Source organism: Streptomyces wuyuanensis (assembly GCF_900103455.1).
Lineage (GTDB): Bacteria > Actinomycetota > Actinomycetes > Streptomycetales > Streptomycetaceae > Streptomyces > Streptomyces wuyuanensis.
On the sequence record NZ_FNHI01000021.1, the window covers coordinates 117821 to 135792 of the forward strand.

Sequence of the window (17972 nt, forward strand, 5' to 3'; positions counted from 1 at the left end):
GACGGCCATGGGCACCGAGGCCGTCAGCCAAAGTCCGAACCCGTCGGCATGACCACGATGTCGCGGACGCAGATACGCTGCGGCTGCTTCCAGCAGAACATGATGATCTCGGCGAGTTCCTCGGCGCTGATGAAGTCGGGATGGCCGAGGCGCTCGCCGTACTCCTCGAAGCTGATGCCCATCTCGGCGTGGATGTTGGTCCTGACGAAGCCCGGCGCGACGTTGATGACGCGGATGCCGCTCTTCGCCTCGCCCTTCTGCAGGGAGCCCGCCAGTGATCGCAGTGCCGCCTTGCAGGCGTGGTAGACCTCGCCGTCGGGGCCCGGCGCCCGGTCGCCGACGGAGCTGATGTTGATGATCGTGCCGCTGTTGCGTACCTTCATGTCGCCCAGCACCGCGTGGATGCCGTTGAGCACGCCCTTGAGCAGCACGTCGACCTCGTACGAGATGTCCACCGGGTCCCGGTCCTCCAGGGTGCCGATCCGGAGGAACCCCGCGCAGTTCACGAGACATTCGGTCGGTCCGTGCAGGGCCTCCGCCGCACGGATCGCGGTTTCGAGGGCCTCGTGGTCGGAGACGTCGACCGCGGCCGTGGCGATCTGCTCGGAGGGCAGCCCTTCGAGCGGCGTGGGGTGCCGCGCCACCAGGAGCAGAGGGTGCCCCTGCTCGGCGAAGGCCGAGGCCACTGCCCTGCCGATGCCATGGCTCGCTCCGGTGACCACGACCAGGGGTGCTGCATCCATGAGGCCCTCCGAGCGGACAGTGGGTGGAAGGGGGCGAGGTGGGAGTGGCACGGCGTAGTGTCACACCCCGCTACGGTGCCGACTGGCACACACGCCGGGCGTGTCACTTCGGCGGAGCGGCGATGAGTTCCGGCCGCGGCGGTAGTCCTACCCTCCGGACGCACTCTGCGGAAGGGGACCGATGAGCGGCCTGCGCGAGACCCTCATGAGACACGTCGACGACGGATCGGTGCCGGGCGCCGTGGGGCTGGTGGCGCGCGGCGACCGGGTGGAGGTGGCGGCCGTCGGGACTGTCGACGTCGACGGCAGCGCCCCGATGGCCAGGGATTCGATCTTCCGGATCGCTTCGGTCACCAAGCCGGTCGTCGCCGCGGCGGTCATGCTGCTGATCGACGAGGGCCGGCTCGCGCCGGACGACGCGGTCGCTCCGTGGCTGCCGGAGCTTGCGGCGCCCGTGGTCGTCCGTACGCCGTCCGGTCCCGTCGACGACGTCGTTCCCGCCGCCAGGCCCATCACGGTGTTCGACCTGCTCAACTCCTGTGCCGGGTACGGCTTCTCGTCCGACTTCTCGCTGCCGGCGCTCGCCCCGTTGTTCAGCGAGCTGAAGCAGGGGCCGCCGCAGCCGCAGTCCGTCCCCGCGCCGGACGCCTGGACGGCGGCGCTGGGCCGGATCCCGCTGCTGCACCAGCCCGGCGAGAAGTGGCTCTACAACACCTGCTCCGACATCCAGGGCGTCCTGATCTCCCGGGTCACGGGCCGGCCGCTGCCCGAGTTCCTGTCCGAGCGGCTGTTCGAGCCGCTCGGGATGGCCGACACGGGCTTCGCGGTGCCGCCGGACAGGCTGGACCGCTTCACCAGCCATTACCGGCCCGACGAGCCCGGCGGGCTCGTACTCGTCGACGGAACCGACGAGCACGGGCAGTGGAGCAGCGTGCCCGTGTTCCCGTCCGGCGCCGGCGGCCTGGTCTCGACGGTCGACGACTGGTGCGCCTTCGGCCGGATGCTGCTCGCCGAAGGAACCTTCGGGGACCACCGGATCCTGTCGCCCGAGTCCGTACGCCTGATGACCGGCGACCGGCTGACCAAGGCCCAGCGCGAGGCGAGCGACCTGTTCCTGGAGGGCCAGAGCTGGGGTTTCGGCGGGGCGGTCGACATCGAGACCGAACAGCCGTGGAACGTGCCCGGCCGCTACGGCTGGGTGGGCGGCACCGGCACCACCGCGCACATCGTCCCGGCCACCGGCACCGTGAGTGTCATGTTCAGCCAGGTGGCGATGACCGGGCCGACACCACCCCTGCTGATGAGGGACTTCTGGCGGTACGCGGCCGCTTACTGAAGGTCACGGCCGAATGGCGCGCCGGCCGTGGTCGGGGGATGCTGGCTGAACGCGACGATCCACCCGGGGAGGCGCCGCATCGGCGTCTTCCCGGGCCCGACCGGGCGGGCGGCGTCGGGCCCCGATGGTCGTGCGCCGTCGTGCGGGCGGGTGGGCGTGTGGTGGTCGCGGTCGCCGTGGATCGGGCCTGAGGCAGAGGAAGTCCGCGGAGCCGTGGCATCGCTCACCGTGGACGGTGGAGGCCGGGTCCGGGATGCGTGTCCCCGCCCGGGCGTTCGGACTTGGGATACGTTTCCGGTATGTCTGAACAGCAATGGAACGCCGTGGACGCCTACTTCACCGACCTGCTGGTTCCCGAGGACGACGCCCTGAGGTCCGCCGTGGCCGCGAGCGACGCGGCCGGCCTGCCGCAGATCGCCGTCGCGCCCAACCAGGGCAAGCTGCTGCATCTGCTGGCCCTCACCCAGGGCGCGACGAGGATCCTCGAGATCGGCACGCTCGGGGGTTACAGCACCATCTGGCTCGGCCGGGCACTGCCCGCGGACGGACAGCTCGTCTCGCTCGAGTACAGCGCCGAGCACGCGGACGTGGCCCGCGCCAACCTCGCCCGCGCGGGGCTGGACAAGAACGTCGAGGTGCGGGTCGGGCCCGCGCTGGACAGCCTTGCCGCGCTGGAGGCCGAGGGCACGGCCCCGTTCGACTTCTTCTTCGTCGACGCCGACAAGGCCAACAACCCCCACTACGTGGAGTGGGCGCTGAAGCTGTCCCGCCCGGGCAGCGTCATCGTCGTCGACAACGTCGTACGCGGCGGCTCGGTCCTCGACGCGACGAGCGAGGACCCGGCGATCGTGGGCACCCGCCGGATGTTCGAGGTCGTCTCCGAGCACCCGCGGCTCACGGCGACCGCCGTCCAGACGGTGGGCGCGCGCGGGTACGACGGTCTTCTGCTGGCCCGCGTCACGGGCTGAGCCCGGGCGGAGCACCGGCAGGGCGGCACCGTACGCACGTCCGCGGACGGGACGCCGCCCGCCGGAGTTCCGCCCGCCGTCCCGCGGTCCGGGGCGGCGGGCGCCCGGTGCGCCGTCCCCGCCGCCCCCGCCGGGTCGGGCCGCCGGGCGGCACGTGCCCGCCCTATCCTGCACCTCATGAGTGTCGTGAAGATCAATGTGCTGACCGTCCCGGCCGAACAGCGTGAGGCCCTGGAGCAGCGGTTCGCCGCTCGTGCGGGGGCCGTGGAGTCCTCGGACGGCTTCGAGTGGTTCGAGCTGCTCCGCCCGCTGGAGGGCACCGACGACTACCTCGTCTACACCCGCTGGCGCAGCGAGGAGGACTTCCAGAACTGGATGTCCGGCCCCATGCAGGCCGCCCACCGCGGCGAGGGCGGCGGAGGCGACCGCCCGAAGCCGGCCGCGACGGGCTCGACCCTGTGGTCCTTCGAGGTGGTCCAGCAGGCCGCGCCGAAGCAGGGTTGAACTCCCGGCGTGCGGCAGGGTGTCGAGGGTGACCGTCCGTACGGGGACCGCCGGTGGCGACGCGCCGTGCTCTTCGCCTCCGAGCGGAGCTTCAGGGTCTGGCGCTACGGCGTCGGCCATTCGCAGCTGCTGCTCCGTGCGGCTCCGGACGCCGGGCACCCGGTGCGTGCGGATCTCCTCTTCGAAGGCGTGGAAGCCATGCAACTGGTGACCCGCTACGAAACCCTGGAACTTCATACGTTCGACGAAGCGGAGAGCGAGCGCATCTTCGAGAGGTCCGGTGTGCCTCCCCGGTGGAGATCGGACCGGCTCGTCCTCGGTCTCCGGTCCCGGAGCGGTGCGGGCTACGTGCAGTGCCAGAAGGTGTCCGCCCTCCTTGGCTGCACGAAGGTCCTCGGGCCGGACGATCCGTCCGAGTCCCTCGACGTCGTGTGGAGTCTGCGCGGCTGACGCCGCGTGAGCGCAGACCGAGGGGAGCCCCGCCGGAACGTCGTTCCGGCGGGGCTCCGCGCTGTTCGGCGGAGGTGGCGTGTCAGGGCCCCGCGCCCGGGACCACCGGCCGACGCGGTGCCGGCGGGAGCGGCGGTGGGGGCGGGAAGGCACCGCGGGGGCCGCCGCCGGGTGCCGGGTCGCCCGCCGGGGCGGTCGACTGCCAGGCGGCGAAGAGGGGGAGCCGACCCGAGGCGTCGAGAACGACGACGCCGAAGGGGCGGTCGTAGGCGAGCCGGTGGGTGCGAACGGGGCGGGGCGCGCCGCCCGCACGCGCGAGGACCGCCGTCGCGGCCGCCGCCTCCACACCGAGTTCCGCGATCTTCAGGACGGCTTCCTGGACGACCATCGAGATCGCGAGCGGCTCGGGCGACAGCGCGGAGAAGTCGGCGAGCGGAGTGGTCGCCTGCCGTACCCCCAGCGCGGGCAGTTGGGGTGTGACGTCCGTCGTCGTGCGCAGGGCGAGGCGGGGCACGGCGAGGCTGACGGCCTCCGCTTCGACGGGTGCGCACGCCTCCCGCGGGGCCCATGCCGCGGGCAGGACCTCCGCGGGGCCGGCGTCCGGCGAGCCGAGGACAAGGCGGACGACCGCGCCCGCCGCGCCCTCGCAGCGCAGTTGGGACACCTGGGCCGGGCCCGTGGTCCATGCCTCGCCGGGAGGCAGCCGCCGGTGCATCGTCGGCACCTGGTGGACCGTCCCCGAGGCGTCCGTGAACGGCGCGGGCCTGGTCGTGTGACCCGGGAAGGGCGTCCGCCAACGGGCCTTCAGCGCGAGGACGTTGACCAGGGCCAGCAGCGCCTCGGGCGGGACGGGGACCGGCAGCTTCTCGATCTGCCCGCCGGTCGCCCGCTTCACCCAGGCGTCGATGTCGTCACGGTCGTCGCCGAGATGGCCGAATCCGATGGCGGGCAGTGCCTCGCGGTAGGCCCGGTGGACGGGGATCCTGCTCCACACGCGGGTCGCCACGCCCAGAGCGTCCGTACCGGCGAGTTCCCCGGCCGCGGCGGTGACGGCCGTGGCCGCGTCGGCCCCGGCCACGCCGAGCAGTGCCCGGAGTTCCTCCGCGGTGCCGCCGCGCGCGCCCGCCGCCACGGCACCGAGCGCGAGCCACAGCCCGGCGGGCGAGCAGACGAAGTCGCCCTGCCCGTCGAACTCCCGGAACCACCGCTCCCCCAGCGCCTGGACGGCTCTCGCGTGTCCGGGGTACGGGCCCGGCCGGACCGCCGGCCCGGATGTCGCCCCCGTGCGTTCCGTCCGCGCCGCGTCGTCCACCGCAACCGCCCCCCGTCATCCGCGTCTCCCGTGTCCGGGTGCAGTGTGCCAGGGGGCGGCCGGGGCCGTGTCGGGTCGGGCCCGTGCGGGCACGACGGCCGGGGTGCGTCAGATGAGGCCCTGGGCGAGCATCGCGTCCGCGACGCGTTCGAAGCCGGCGATGTTCGCCCCCGTCACGTAGTCGCCGGGCCTGCCGTAACGGGCCGCCGTCTCGTACGCCGTGTCGTGGACGGCCCGCATGACCTGGGCCAGCTCCTCCTCCACGCGGGGCGCGGACCAGCTGTCCCGGGCCGCGTTCTGCCGCATCTCCAGCGCGCTGGTGGCCACGCCGCCCGCGTTCGCGGCCTTCCCGGGGCCGAAGGCGACACCGGCCTCGCGGAGGATGCGCACCGCCGCGGGGGTGGTGGGCATGTTCGCGCCCTCGGAGACGGCCTTGACCCCGTTGCTCACGAGGGCCGCCGCGTCGTCGGCGGTGAGTTCGTTCTGGGTCGCCGAGGGGAGGGCCACATCGGTCGGCACCTCCCAGACGCTGCCGCCCGGCACGAACCGGGCGGACGCGCCGCGACGGCTCGCGTAGTCGCTCACCCGGCCTCGCTCGGCCTCCTTGATCTGCTTGAGGAGCGGCAGATCGATGCCCTTGTCGTCGACGACGTACCCGGTCGAGTCGGAGACGGTGCGCACATGCGCCCCCAGCTCCTGCGCCTTCTCGACCGTGTAGAGGGCCACGTTGCCGGAACCGGAGACGCTGACCTGCTGGCCGGCGAGCTGCTCCCCGCGGACCTTGAGCATCTCCGCGGTGAAGAGCACGTTCCCGTAACCGGTGGCCTCCGGGCGTACGTGCGAGCCTCCCCAGCCGGTGCCCTTGCCGGTCAGTACGCCCGCCTCCCAGCGGTTGGTGATGCGCCGGTACTGGCCGAAGAGGAAGCCGATCTCCCGGCCGCCGACGCCGATGTCACCGGCGGGCACGTCGGTGTGCTCACCGAGGTGCCGGTGCAGTTCGGTCATGAACGACTGGCAGAAGCGCATCACTTCGGTGTCGGTCCGCCCGCGCGGGTCGAAGTCGCTGCCGCCCTTGCCGGCGCCGATCCCCAGGCCGGTCAGGGCGTTCTTGAAGATCTGCTCGAAGGCGAGGAACTTCACGATCCCCAGGTTGACGGACGGGTGGAAGCGCAGGCCGCCCTTGTAGGGCCCGAGGGCGCTGTTGAACTCCACCCGGAAGCCGCGGTTCACGTGGATCTCGCCGCGGTCGTCCTGCCACGGCACCCGGAAGATGAGCTGCCGTTCCGGCTCCGCGATGCGTTCGATCATCTTGGCCTCACGGAGTTCGGGCCGGCTGTCGAGCACGGGTCCCAGTGTCTCCAGCACTTCGTGGACGGCCTGGTGGAACTCCGGTTCGCCGGGGTTGCGGCGCCGGATGTCCGCTTCGAGGTCGTCCAGGGAGGCGGTGGCGCTGGAGGAGATGGAGGGCATCGATCGGGTTCCTTCTCGTCGGCGGGACTGGTGCTGTGGGGGTGCCGTGAGGGTGTGCCGTGGGGACCGGGTGCGGGTCCTGCGCGCTCCCGTGCCGTCCGGCGCAGACGGTCAACGGCGCGGAGGGGACCGGGGACACGTAACGGCCGGTCCCGGGCGGGGTTCGGCGTGTCCTCTCGCGGTCGGTGGACGTCTGTCGTGCACGGGTACACATACGGACGCCGGGCCCAATATCGTCGATCATGGTTCCGCCCGGCTTCCCGCCGCTCCGCCCCACACGCCTCCCCCGCCACACCTCCCCGTCGCGGCTTCCGCTCCGCTTCCTCCCGCGGGCCCACGGGTGCGTCCCGTCAGGCGGCGCTCCTGGAGCCGGCCGCCCGCCGCCGGAGCCCGGGGGTCGCGAGCGCCGGCGGGGTCCAGACGCCGTCCGGCGGGTAGACGTCGGTACCGGGCGGCACGATGTCGTCGATCAGGTCGAGGGCGGCGTCGTCCAGCACCACCGCGGCGCCCTCCAGCGTGCTCCGCAGCTGCTTCATCGTGCGCGGGCCGATGATCACCGAGGTGACGGCCGGGTGCGCGAGTGGGAAGGCGACGGCCAACTGCGGCAGCGTGCACCCTACTTCCCCGGCCACGCCGACGAGCCGCTCGACGGCGTCGAGCTTCGCCGCGGTCCGCGGCGCCGACGGGTCGAAGCGGTCCGGGTGCAGGGTCGGACGGCCTCTGCTCAGATCGAGGGTCCTGCCCTTGCGGTAGCGGCCGGTCAGGAAGCCCGAGGCCAGCGGGCTCCAGGTCAGCACCCCCATCCCCAGACGCTCTGCCACCGGCAGCACATGCCTCTCGACGCCTCGGGCCAGCAGCGAGTACGGCGGCTGCTCGGTGCGGAACCGCCGCAGTCCCCGCTGGCGCGCCACGTGGTGCGCCTCGACGATCTCGTCCGCGGGGAACGTCGAGCAGCCGAACGCCCTGATCTTGCCCTGGCCGACGAGATCGGTCAGGGCGGCGAGCGTCTCCTCGACGTCGGTCGTGTGGTCGGGCCGGTGCACCTGGTAGAGGTCGATCCGGTCCGTTCCCAGCCGGCGGAGGCTGTCCTCCACCGCCCGTACGATCCAGTGCCTCGAATTGCCGCCCCGGTTGGGGCCCTTGCCCATCGGGAAGTGGAACTTGGTCGCGAGTACGACGTCGTCACGGCGGCCCCGCAGCGCCTTGCCGACGATGGTCTCCGACTCCCCGGCCGAGTACATGTCGGCGGTGTCGACGAAGTTGATCCCCGCGTCGAGCGCGGCGTGGACGATCCGGACGCATTCGTCGTGGTCCGTGTTGCCGATGGAACCGAACATCATGGTGCCGAGGCAGTAGGGACTGACCTGGACGCCGGTGCCGCCCAGAACCCGGTGGTGCATTCGACTCTCCTAGCGTTCGGCCCTGTTGAGAACGGCGCGAACCCTACGCGTTGGAGCGCGCTCCATGGCAAGCACGGCCGTCGCCGTCCCGCGCCCCGGCCGGGGCCGCAAACCGTTCGCGGAGCGGCCGGCCGATCGGGTACAGAAGTCGGCATGACGCGATGGACCGTGCTCCCCGAGCGCTTCGACACCCCCGACGCCACCGCCCTGCGGCGCGACTACTACGCCGACGTGGCCGGCAGCCACTGGGGGCGGCCGGCCACGGACGCGGAGATCGACGAGGGTCTCGCCGACGACGGGGTGGCCCGGCTCGCCTCCCCCACCGGCGAGTTCGTCGTCGGACGCCGCGGCGGACGGGCGGCGGCCTGCGGCGGGGTGCTGCTGCTCGACACCGAACGGGCCGAGCTGACGAGGGTGTTCGTGCGCCCGGCGTTCCGCGGCACGGGTGGTGGCGAGGCGCTGCTCTCGGCCCTGGAGGACGCGGCCCGGCGGCTCGGGGCGCGCCGGATGGTGCTCAACACCCGGCTGGACCTGGTCGGTGCCCGCACCCTCTACGCGCGGCAGGGCTACCGGGAGATCCCCGCGTACTGCGAGGGCCCGTACATGGACGTCTGGTACGGCAAGGAGCTGGTGCCCCGCGAAGGGAGCACGGCGGCCTGAGCCGTGCCCGCCCGGCGGACCGGCGGCGGGGCCGCTCCCGGTGGCGCCCGTCGGCGCGCGGTCCGCAACCGACCGCGAGCCCGGGGCGCGCACCTTCCGGCGCCGGTGGCGCGCTCAGTGCGTGGGGAAGTTCCAGGCCTGGTGGTCCCGGTGCGGTTCGCCGCCGGAGGGGCGCTCGCCGTCGGAGCCGCACAGCTCGGAGGTGAGTTCCTTCACCAGCTGGATGAGGTCGGTGGGCCGGTCCGGTCCCCACCAGTCGCCCAGCAGCTCCGCCAGGGACTCCTCGCGCGCGGCGGACAGCTTCGCCGTGGCGTCCACTCCCTTGTCGGTGAGCATCAGCGACAGTCCCTCGCGCCTTGCCAGCCCGCGTACCTCCACCTCCCGCGAGGCATCGGTCACGGCTCTGACCGGTACGTTGGTGGCCTCGGCCAGGCGGGACGGCTCCACCAGCCCATGACGTTTGATGCGCAGCAGGAGCCAGCTCGCCGCCGGGCTGATGTCGAGCCCGGACCGCGTGGTGATCTTGGCGTAGACAGCCTTGCGGCCCTCCCGCGAACCCAGCACGGACAGCGCCCGGGCGCACTCGTCGTACGACGAGCGCTGTACCGGGTTCGGGGCGATGGTCTCGCTGACCTCCGGCGCGGTGACCGAGCCGCGCAGCTTGTCCTCCCGCAGGAAGAAGGCGAGGACGAAGCCGACGACGACGACCGGCGCCGCGTACAGGAAGACGTCCGTGATGGAGGTCGAGAACGCCTGGATGACCGCCGGGCGCAGTCCGGGGGGCAGCAGGGTGATGGTGTGCGAGTCGGCGGCGAGCCGTTCGGGGCTGGTCCCGGGCGGCAGCGGGCGGCCGGCGAGCGCCTCGGCGAGCAGTTCACGCAGCCGGCTCGTGAAGAGGGTGCCGAAGAGCGCGACGCCGAACGAGGCGCCGATGGAGCGGAAGAAGGTGGCGCCGGACGTGGCGACGCCGAGGTCCTCGTACCCGACCGCGTTCTGCACCGCCAGCACCAGCACCTGCATGACCATGCCGAGGCCGGAGCCGAAGACGAAGAAGTAGGCGCTCATCTCCCAGGTCGGGGTGCCCGGCTCCAACTGGTGGAGCAGGAGGAGGCCGACGGCGGTCACGGCGGTGCCGGCGATCGGGAAGACCTTCCAGCGGCCCGTCCGGCTGACGATCTGGCCGGACGCGGTGGAGGTGATGAGCAGTCCGACCACCATCGGCAGCATGTGGACGCCGGACATGGTGGGGGTGATCCCCTGGACGATCTGCAGGAACGTCGGCAGGTACGTCAGCGCCCCGAACATGGCGAACCCGACGATGAAACTGATGGCGGAGACCAGCGTGAACGTGCGGTTCCGGAACAGCTTCAGCGGCAGTACGGGCTCGGCGGCGCGGCGCTCGGCGCGGATGAACGCGCCGAGCAGCAGCACCCCGAGCACGGTCAGGGAGATGATCTGCGGCGAGTTCCAGGCCCAGGTGGTGCCGCCGAGCGAGGCGACGAGGACCAGGCTGGTCGCGACGGCGGCGATGAGGACCGTGCCCAGGTAGTCGATGGTGTGCCGGGTCCGGCTGACCGGGATGCGCAGGACGGCGGCGATCACGAAGAGCGCGACCACACCGATGGGCAGATTGATGTAGAACACCCAGCGCCAGCTGAGGTGCTGGGTGAACAGGCCGCCGAGCAGCGGCCCGAGGACGCTGGTCGCGCCGAAGACGGCTCCGAACAGCCCCTGGTAGCGGCCGCGTTCGCGCGGGGAGACGATGTCGCCGACGATCGCCATCGACAGCACGATGAGGCCGCCGCCGCCGAGGCCCTGGACGGCCCGGTAGGCGATGAGCTGCGGCATGTTCTGGGCGAGGCCGCACAGCGCGGATCCGATCAGGAAGATGACGATCGCCGTCTGGAAGAGCTTCTTGCGGCCGTACTGGTCACCGAGCTTGCCCCAGAGCGGAGTCGCCGCGGTGGAGGCGAGGATGTACGCGGTGACCACCCAGGACAGGTGTTCCAGGCCACCGAGGTCGCTGACGATGGTCGGCAGCGCGGTGGCCACGATGGTCTGGTCGAGCGCGGCGAGCAACAGGCCCAGCAGCAGCGCTCCGATCGCCACGAGGACGGTCCGGCGGTTCGTGCCCTCGCCCGGCCGGTGTATCGGTCCGGGGCCGGCGGCCGGCGTGCTCACTTCCTGCGCCATGGAGTCGTCCTCCGGTCCGCAGCACGCTCGTCTGCTCCTCCCATCCTGGGTGTTTCATCCGGTTATGGCCTGCCGAGCGGAGGCTCGCCGTCCGGGCACTGGACAGGGGCTGCATAATCGCTGGCAGCGCAAGGGGAGGGAACCCACGATGACGGGACACGTCTGTCCTGAATGCGGCAGGCAGGACGACACCGACGGCAGATCCGGCGGGGTCCGGAGCTGCGACTGCGGGAAGGCCGCGACGGCGGACGGATTCGATCCGCTGCGGGTCCGGCCGTACGTGGCGCTTCCGGATCCGGCGGACGGGCCGTACGCGACCGTGGCCGGGCCGCCGGCCGAACTGACGCAGGTGCTCGCGCCCGGGACCCACGGCACCGACGGGCAGGGCGGCGCGCCCGAGACACCGCTGGGGGCCGCCGGGCACGGGGGCACGTACGACTACCGGTACGAGCACGGCCACGCCTACGACGTGACCGCGGCGGACCCGGCGGCCGGAGGGCGGAGTCGCGGCCGCGGCGGGCGGCGCGTGGTCGTGGCAGTCGCCGCCGTGGTGGCGGTGCTCGGCACCGCGGCGTACGCGAGCGGGCTGCTCACGAAGAACGGCGGCGGGGACGACCGGGCAATGCCCGACAGCGAGACGACGGCCCCGTTCGTGTCGGCCGCGCCCGACGCGTCGGTGTCGGCCTCACCGTCCGCGACGGGGAGTGCGTCCCCCTCCGCTTCGGCCTCCCCCTCGGCGTCGGCACCGTCCCCGGCCTCGTCGTCGGCAGGTCCGAGCTCCTCGCCCCCGGCCCCGCTCGCCGCGGGCCCGACGTCCCCGCCGACGACGGCCGCACCGACGGGCGGGGCCTCACCCACCCCCTCGTCCCCCGCCCCGGGGGTCACCCTGCAGCGCGGTGACAACGGCCCGGAGGTCGTCGAGCTTCAGGAGCGGCTGGAGCAGGTCGGCCTCTACGGCGGACGGTCCCACGGCCGCTACGACAGCCGCGTCGAGGACGCCGTGGCGGTCTACCAGTACTACCGCGGCATCGAGGACGACCCCGAGGGCGTCTACGGCCCGGCGACCCGCCGCGCCCTGGAGGCCGAGACGCGCTACCCCTACGACGGCGGCAACGGGGGCTGGGACGGCGACGGCCGCGACTGAGCGCCGTCTGCTCGCTCGACCGGGTGCGTGTCCGTTGCGCACCTCGGGCAGGGCCTCGGGGCGCGAAGGGCCGGGCGGACGGGCGGGCACGCCGCCCTCCACCGGAAGGACAACCCCGCGGACGCGCGGCGCCCGGACGCCTGCCGCCGGTCAGGCAGAAGGCGCGGGCGCGAACGTCAGCGCGCCCGAGGCGTCGGCCGTGACGTGGACGCCGGTCAGGTCGAGCGCGTGGGCGTCCGGGGCGAAGGCGGCGGCGCGGCGGCCGATTCCGAGGACCCGCATTCCCGCGGCGCGCGCAGCCGTGATGCCGGCCTCGGAGTCCTCGAGGACCACGCAGTCCGCCGGTTCGAAGCCGAGTTCGGCCGCTCCCTTGAGGAAGCCCTCCGGGTCCGGCTTGCTGGCACCGACGCACTCGGCGGTGACCCGCGTCCGCGGCATGCGCAGCCCCGCGGCGTTCATCCGGGCCGTGGCGAGCGCCTCGTCGGCGGACGTGACGAGCGCGTGCGGCAGGGCGGAGATGGTGTCCATGAACGCGGGGGCACCGGCGACCGGCACGACGCCGTCCAGGTCCGCCGTCTCCTGCGCGAGCAGCTGCCGGTTCTCGGCGAGGTTCTCCTCCATCGGCCGGTCCGGGAGCAGCGCGGCCATGGTCGCGTATCCCTGGCGTCCGTGGACGAGCTTCAGCGTCTCGTCCGGGTCGAGGCCGTGACCGACCGCCCAGGAGCGCCAGACGCGCTCCACGGCGGCGTCCGAGTTGACGAGCGTGCCGTCCATGTCGAGCAGCAGCGCCTTGAAGGCGCCGATGGCCTCGGGGCGAGACCCCGGGGCGATGGTCTCTGCGGGCGTCTCTGAGCGGGACAACGGGGCCGTCCTAGGAATCCGGTGCGGATGGCGGGCTCCGTCGACGGGAGGCCGCGGGCCCGGGTGCAGAGCGGCCTCCACCCGCCGGTCAGGGAGTGCGGGCGGAGGCCACTTTGTTCCTTCACGATACAAACCAAAGCGCTCCCGCGCCACTCCGGGTCCCGGAACACCCTCCAAAGGGTCGGCACCGATGCCGGGCTGCGGGCGAAAACCGCAGGTGGGAGGCGTCAAAGGCCGGTCAGTTCCGGCGGGCGGGCACCGGGCTCCCGGATCAGGGGCCGCCGTCGCGATCGGCCGCCGGCCCCGCCCGTCGACGTGACGGGCCGCGCCCGCCGTCCCGGCCCCGCGCCTGTCGCCAGGCCCGCCCCGCCGCCGACGTGACGGCCGCGCCCCTCGCCGCCCCGGCCCCGCGCCTGTCGCCAGGTTCAGCCCGTGATCGCCTCGTACAGGCTCAATCCGGCCAGCGCCAGCATCAGTCCCGCCGCGATCTTCGTGATCAGCCTCAGCGGCACGTACTTCAGGAGGGTCCTGCCACCCACGATGCCCAGCCCGGCAACCGCCCACAGCGCCAGTACCGCGCCCAGGCCGACGGAGAGCGGATCGTCGTAGCGGGCCGCGAGGTTCGCGGTCATGATCTGGGTCAGATCGCCGAACTCCGCGACCAGGATCAGCATGAACCCCGCGCCGGAGACCTTCCAGAAGGACTGGTCGGAGGGGGCCTTGACGCCCTCGTCGTCGTCATCCGACTTCTTCAGCAGCAGCATCGCCGCGCCCGCGAGGAAGAGCACGCCGACGACCGCCTGCACGAGCCGCTGCGGCAGCAGCGTCAGCACACTGCCCGCCGCGATCGCCAGCGCGACGTGCACCGCGAAGGCGGCGGCGACACCGGCGAAGACGTACGAGGCGCGGTAGCGGGTACCGAGCATCAGCCCGGCCAGGGCCGTCTTGTCGGGGAGTTCGGCGAGGAAGACGACGCCGAAGGTGATCGCCATGATCGTGACACTGAGCACGGGAAGAGGTTCCTCAATCGGTCGGGCCCTGCCGCACCGAGAGACCTGAGCAAGAGCGTTTCAGGGGTCGCTTCGGCGCGGCAGCGGCCATGAATGGTCATGGTCACTGCTGGCCGAAGGTCTCGCTGGCGGCCGCCGCGCGGTCGCCTCCGGGCGCCGGCCGGGCGAGCCCGGCAGTATGTCGACGTTCCGGCGAAGAGCTACTCCCCTTCTGCTCCGTACAGAGTACGGGAAGCCGGCGGAAAGCCGCCGGGAGCCCTCGGCCGCCGCCTCCGCCCGACGCCGTCGGGGCCGCGCCCGGCGCCCGACGGGCCGGCGGGCCGCCGTCAGGGCCCCTGGCCCCCGCCCCGCGCCGGCGCGACCCGGCCGTCCCGGTGCAGCCGCCCCCGCGACACCAGCTCCAGCACCACGGCGACCGCGACGGTCTGCACCGCCATCAGCGCGACCAGCACGAACAGCTGGACCGCGCCCGCCTGGAGCGGTGACGCCCCGCCCAGCAGCATCCCGACGAACGCGCCCGGGAGTGTGACCAGCCCCACCGTCCTGGTCTGGTCGAGCCCCGGCAGCAGCGCGTCGGCCGCGGCGTCCCGGGCCACCTCGAGACGGGCGTCGCGGTCGGGCAGCCCGATCGCCATTCCGGCCTCGACCTCACCGCGCCGGTTGGCGAGTTCGTCGAGCGCCCGCCGCCCCGCGAGCACCGTCGCCGTCAGCGCGCCGCCGATGAGGATGCCGGTCACCGGGATGAGCGCGATGCCCTTCACCGGGACGAGTCCGGTGAGCAGCAGGGCCGCGACCACCGGCACGACCCCCGCGCCGATCGGCAGGGCCGCGAGCCACCAGGTGCCGTTCGGGGTGACCCGGCGCCCCGCCGTGCGCACGGCGACGGCGTACATCACCAGCAGGAAGGCGAGCAGCAGCGGGACGGAGCGGACCGCCCAGCCGATGACGAGCGAGACCGCGCCCAGCTGGACGGCGGCGCGCAGGCCCGCCACCGCGATCTCGCGTGAGCGGCCCGGCCCGAGGTGGGCGACGGCCGCGACGCAGGCGGCGGCCGCCAGGAGCACGGCGAGGACGATCCCGAACGTCACGTTGACCGGCAGCAGCACGCATCAACCCTAAGCCGGACGAACCGAATTGCCGGGGCGTCAGACCCCTTGAAGTGACGTGTGCATGTCGCCACCCTGTTACCTGGCGCCCATCCCCGTGAAATCCGGCGCCGCAACGATGGCGCGGGCCCCGCCGCAAAGGGTCCGCTCCGGTCAACGCCCCCCACCCTTATGGGAGTTCGCATGTCAGGTGTCTACGCGCGTCGAGTGACCCGTACCGCCGTGTTCGCCGCGTCCGTCGCCCTCGCGTCCGCCACCGCGCTGCTCACCGCGCCCGCCGCCCAGGCCGCCCCGCCCACCCCGGTCAGCGCTTCCACGGCCCGTACGTACCTGGGCCAGCTCACGGTCAAGGCGGAAGGTTCCTCCACCGGCTACAGCCGCGACAAGTTCCCCCACTGGATCACCCAGTCGGGCGCCTGCAACACGCGCGAGGTCGTTCTCAAGCGCGACGGTTCCGGCGTGGTCCAGGACTCCAGCTGCGCGGCCGTCAGCGGAAGCTGGTACTCGCCCTACGACGGCGCCACCTGGTCCGCCGCCGCCGACGTCGACATCGACCACGTCGTGCCGCTCGCGGAGGCCTGGCGCTCCGGCGCCAGTTCGTGGTCCACCTCCTCGCGCCAGGCGTTCGCCAACGACCTGAGCCGCCCGCAGCTGATAGCCGTCACCGACAACGTCAACCAGGCCAAGGGCGACCAGGACCCGGCCGAGTGGCTGCCGCCGAGCAGCTCCTACCGCTGCATGTACGCCCGTATGTGGGTGCACACGAAGCACTACTGGAACCTGTCCGTCGACTCCGCCGAGAAGTCCGCGCTGCAGTCCGTCCTCAACGGCTGCTGATCCGCGCCCCGCCCCGGCCGGCGGGCACCGTCCCGCCGGCCGGACAGCGCAGGGACCAGGAGAGCCCGCGGCGCCCGGACACGGCCCCGGCCTGCCGCCGACGCGGTCCGAACCGGGTCCCTCCGGCATGGAACCGCGCTACCCTCCCCCGTCGTTCCGTACGGTACGGGGGCGACGGAGGAGGGCACATGACAGCGGGGCTGCGCCTGGGACCACTACTGCGGTACGTGGACTGGGAGACCGGTGAGCACGCGACCGTCTGGATCGAGGCGGACCGGCCGTGCACGGCCGAGGTGCGCTGCCTCGGCGCGCCTCCCGGCGAGGGCACCGCGCCCGCCGGAGAGGACACCGCGAACGGCGTCCCCGGCGCCGAAGGCCCCCCGGACGCCACCCGTCCGGGAGCGCCGAAGGGCGCGGGCGGCTCCTCCCGCACCTTCCAGATCGAGGGCCACCACTACGCGCTGATCCCGGTCTCGGGCCTCACCCCCGCCTCGTCGACCGCGTACGAGGTGCTGCTCGACGGCCGCCGGGTCTGGCCGCCCGCCGACTGGCCGTACCCGCCGAGCGTGATCCGCACGCCCGCCATCCCGGCCGAGGGCGTCCGGGTCTCCTTCGGCTCCTGCCGCTGGGCCGCGCCGCCGGCCCGCGAGCACGACCCCATCGGCCCGGACGCGCTGGACACCCTGGCCGGCCGGATGGCGGCCGAGCCGGGGGGAGAGCGCCCCGACGTACTCGTGCTGCTGGGCGACCAGGTGTACGCGGACGCCACATCCCGCGAGACCCAGCGGTGGCTCGCGACCCGGCGCGATCTGAGCGAGCCGCCCGGCGCGGAGGTCGCGGACTACGAGGAGTACACCCGGCTGTACGAGGAGTCCTGGCTGGACCCCGTGGTCCGCTGGCTGCTCTCGACCGTCCCCAGCTGCATGATCTTCGACGACCACGACGTCATCGACGACTGGAACACCAGCGCCTCCTGGGTCGCGGAGATGCGGGCGACGCCGTGGTGGCGGGAGCGCATCCTCAGCGGTCTGATGTCGTACTGGGTCCACCAGCACCTGGGCAACCTCTCTCCGGCCGAACTGGCCGACGACCCGGTCTACGCGGCCGTGCGGGACACCCCGGACGGCACCGACGCCCTGAGGTCGTTCGCGGCCCGGGCCGACGCCGACCCTGCCTCGGTCCGCTGGAGCTACCGGCGCGACTTCGGCAGGACCCGGCTGCTGATGATCGACACCCGTGCCGCCCGCGTCCTCGACGAGCGGCACCGGGCGATGCTCGACGACGAGGAGATGCGCTGGCTCCGCGGCCAGGCGCTGGAGGCACCGGGCTCGTACGACCATCTGCTCCTGGGGACCTCGCTGCCCTGGCTGCTGCCCCCGGCCATCCACGACGTGGAGAGCTGGAACGCGGCGCTGTGCCGCGGGGAGCGGGGCGAGCGCTGGGCCCGCGTCGGGGAGGACCTGCGCCGACGCGCGGACCTGGAGCACTGGGCCGCGTTCCCGGCCTCCTTCGAGGAACTCGCCTCCCTGATCAGGGAGGTGGGCAGCGGCCCGCTGGCGCCCTCCACGGTCTGCGTGCTCTCCGGGGACGTGCACCACGCCTATGTCGCGGAGCCCCACTGGCCCGACCCGGAACCGTCCGCCCGGGTGCTCCAGCTGACCTGCTCCCCCGTGCACAACGCGATCCACGCCTCGATGCGGGCCGGCTTCCGCTTCGGATGGAGCCGCGCGGGGCGGCGGTTCGGACGCGCCGTGGCCCGGCACGGCCGGGCCGGGCGGCCGGTCATCCGCTGGGACAAGACGGGCGGACCCTGGTTCGGGAACCAGCTGATGACCTTGACCCTGAACGGGCGCTCGGCCGAGCTCCGGCTGGACCAAGCCGTCACGGATCGTACGGGTACGCGGCTCCTGACCGTGGACGAGCGGAACCTGACGAATGGTCCGTGACACTTCACACGGCGGGTGACGATCCTCACCCC

At 73.1% G+C, this 17972-nt stretch carries 16 protein-coding genes; 8 read left to right on the forward strand and 8 right to left on the reverse strand.

Annotation, left to right across the window (positions count from 1 at the left end; translation table 11 throughout):
• Positions 1-23: 23 nt before the first annotated feature.
• On the reverse strand, positions 24-743 hold the full coding sequence (locus BLT82_RS27265) for an SDR family oxidoreductase (protein WP_093659481.1): 720 nt from the start codon (positions 741-743) through the stop codon (positions 24-26).
• A gap of 181 nt (positions 744-924) precedes the next feature.
• Here BLT82_RS27265 and BLT82_RS27270 point away from each other — a divergent pair, with 181 nt between their 5' ends.
• The 4 genes from BLT82_RS27270 (at position 925) to BLT82_RS27285 (ending at position 4001) form a co-directional block, all read left to right on the forward strand.
• Positions 925-2079, forward strand: coding sequence for a serine hydrolase domain-containing protein (locus BLT82_RS27270; RefSeq protein ID WP_093659483.1), 1155 nt, complete (start codon positions 925-927; stop codon positions 2077-2079).
• Positions 2080-2378: 299 nt separating this feature from the next.
• Positions 2379-3047: an O-methyltransferase gene (locus BLT82_RS27275; RefSeq protein WP_093659485.1), complete on the forward strand. Its 669-nt coding sequence runs from the start codon at positions 2379-2381 to the stop codon at positions 3045-3047.
• A 177-nt stretch (positions 3048-3224) separates the two neighbouring features.
• Positions 3225-3551 carry an antibiotic biosynthesis monooxygenase family protein gene (locus BLT82_RS27280; protein WP_093659487.1) on the forward strand — a complete coding sequence of 109 codons (327 nt, stop codon included), beginning with the start codon at positions 3225-3227 and terminating at the stop codon, positions 3549-3551.
• A gap of 9 nt (positions 3552-3560) precedes the next feature.
• The gene (locus BLT82_RS27285) at positions 3561-4001 is read left to right on the forward strand and encodes a hypothetical protein (protein WP_093659489.1); all 441 of its coding nucleotides are present in this window, start codon (positions 3561-3563) and stop codon (positions 3999-4001) included.
• 82 nt (positions 4002-4083) lie between these two features.
• Here BLT82_RS27285 and BLT82_RS27290 read toward each other — a convergent pair whose 3' ends face one another.
• The 3 genes from BLT82_RS27290 to BLT82_RS27300 form a co-directional block, all read right to left on the reverse strand.
• A complete protein-coding gene (locus BLT82_RS27290; RefSeq protein WP_093659492.1) occupies positions 4084-5313 on the reverse strand; it encodes a serpin family protein in 1230 nt (409 codons plus the stop codon).
• A gap of 108 nt (positions 5314-5421) precedes the next feature.
• Positions 5422-6783: an NADP-specific glutamate dehydrogenase gene (gdhA, locus tag BLT82_RS27295; protein ID WP_093659494.1), complete on the reverse strand. Its 1362-nt coding sequence runs from the start codon at positions 6781-6783 to the stop codon at positions 5422-5424.
• A gap of 350 nt (positions 6784-7133) precedes the next feature.
• Complete coding sequence (locus BLT82_RS27300) at positions 7134-8183, reverse strand: aldo/keto reductase (RefSeq protein WP_093659496.1); 1050 nt, start codon at positions 8181-8183, stop codon at positions 7134-7136.
• A gap of 153 nt (positions 8184-8336) precedes the next feature.
• On the opposite strand from BLT82_RS27300, the gene BLT82_RS27305 reads away from it, so the two are divergent.
• Positions 8337-8843, forward strand: a complete 507-nt coding sequence (locus BLT82_RS27305; protein ID WP_208868049.1) for a GNAT family N-acetyltransferase — start codon at positions 8337-8339, stop codon at positions 8841-8843.
• A gap of 114 nt (positions 8844-8957) precedes the next feature.
• Here the strand turns inward: BLT82_RS27305 and BLT82_RS27310 are convergent, their stop codons facing one another.
• The gene (locus BLT82_RS27310) at positions 8958-11036 is read right to left on the reverse strand and encodes an MDR family MFS transporter (RefSeq protein ID WP_093659498.1); all 2079 of its coding nucleotides are present in this window, start codon (positions 11034-11036) and stop codon (positions 8958-8960) included.
• A 148-nt stretch (positions 11037-11184) separates the two neighbouring features.
• Between BLT82_RS27310 and BLT82_RS27315 the strand changes: the two genes are divergently transcribed.
• Positions 11185-12180, forward strand: a complete 996-nt coding sequence (locus BLT82_RS27315; protein ID WP_244529650.1) for a peptidoglycan-binding domain-containing protein — start codon at positions 11185-11187, stop codon at positions 12178-12180.
• Positions 12181-12330: 150 nt separating this feature from the next.
• On the opposite strand, the gene BLT82_RS27320 is transcribed toward BLT82_RS27315, so the two are convergent.
• The 3 genes from BLT82_RS27320 to BLT82_RS27330 form a co-directional block, all read right to left on the reverse strand.
• The gene (locus BLT82_RS27320; RefSeq protein ID WP_244529655.1) at positions 12331-12954 is read right to left on the reverse strand and encodes an HAD-IA family hydrolase; all 624 of its coding nucleotides are present in this window, start codon (positions 12952-12954) and stop codon (positions 12331-12333) included.
• Between the two features lie 512 nt (positions 12955-13466).
• Positions 13467-14051, reverse strand: coding sequence for a TMEM165/GDT1 family protein (locus BLT82_RS27325; protein WP_093659502.1), 585 nt, complete (start codon positions 14049-14051; stop codon positions 13467-13469).
• Between the two features lie 326 nt (positions 14052-14377).
• Entirely contained in the window at positions 14378-15157 is a 780-nt protein-coding gene (locus tag BLT82_RS27330) for an ABC transporter permease (protein WP_093659504.1), read from the reverse strand.
• Positions 15158-15340: 183 nt separating this feature from the next.
• Between BLT82_RS27330 and BLT82_RS27335 the strand changes: the two genes are divergently transcribed.
• The gene (locus BLT82_RS27335; RefSeq protein ID WP_093659506.1) at positions 15341-15994 is read left to right on the forward strand and encodes an HNH endonuclease family protein; all 654 of its coding nucleotides are present in this window, start codon (positions 15341-15343) and stop codon (positions 15992-15994) included.
• Between the two features lie 188 nt (positions 15995-16182).
• Complete coding sequence (locus tag BLT82_RS27340) at positions 16183-17940, forward strand: alkaline phosphatase D family protein (RefSeq protein ID WP_093659508.1); 1758 nt, start codon at positions 16183-16185, stop codon at positions 17938-17940.
• Positions 17941-17972: the final 32 nt, after the last annotated feature.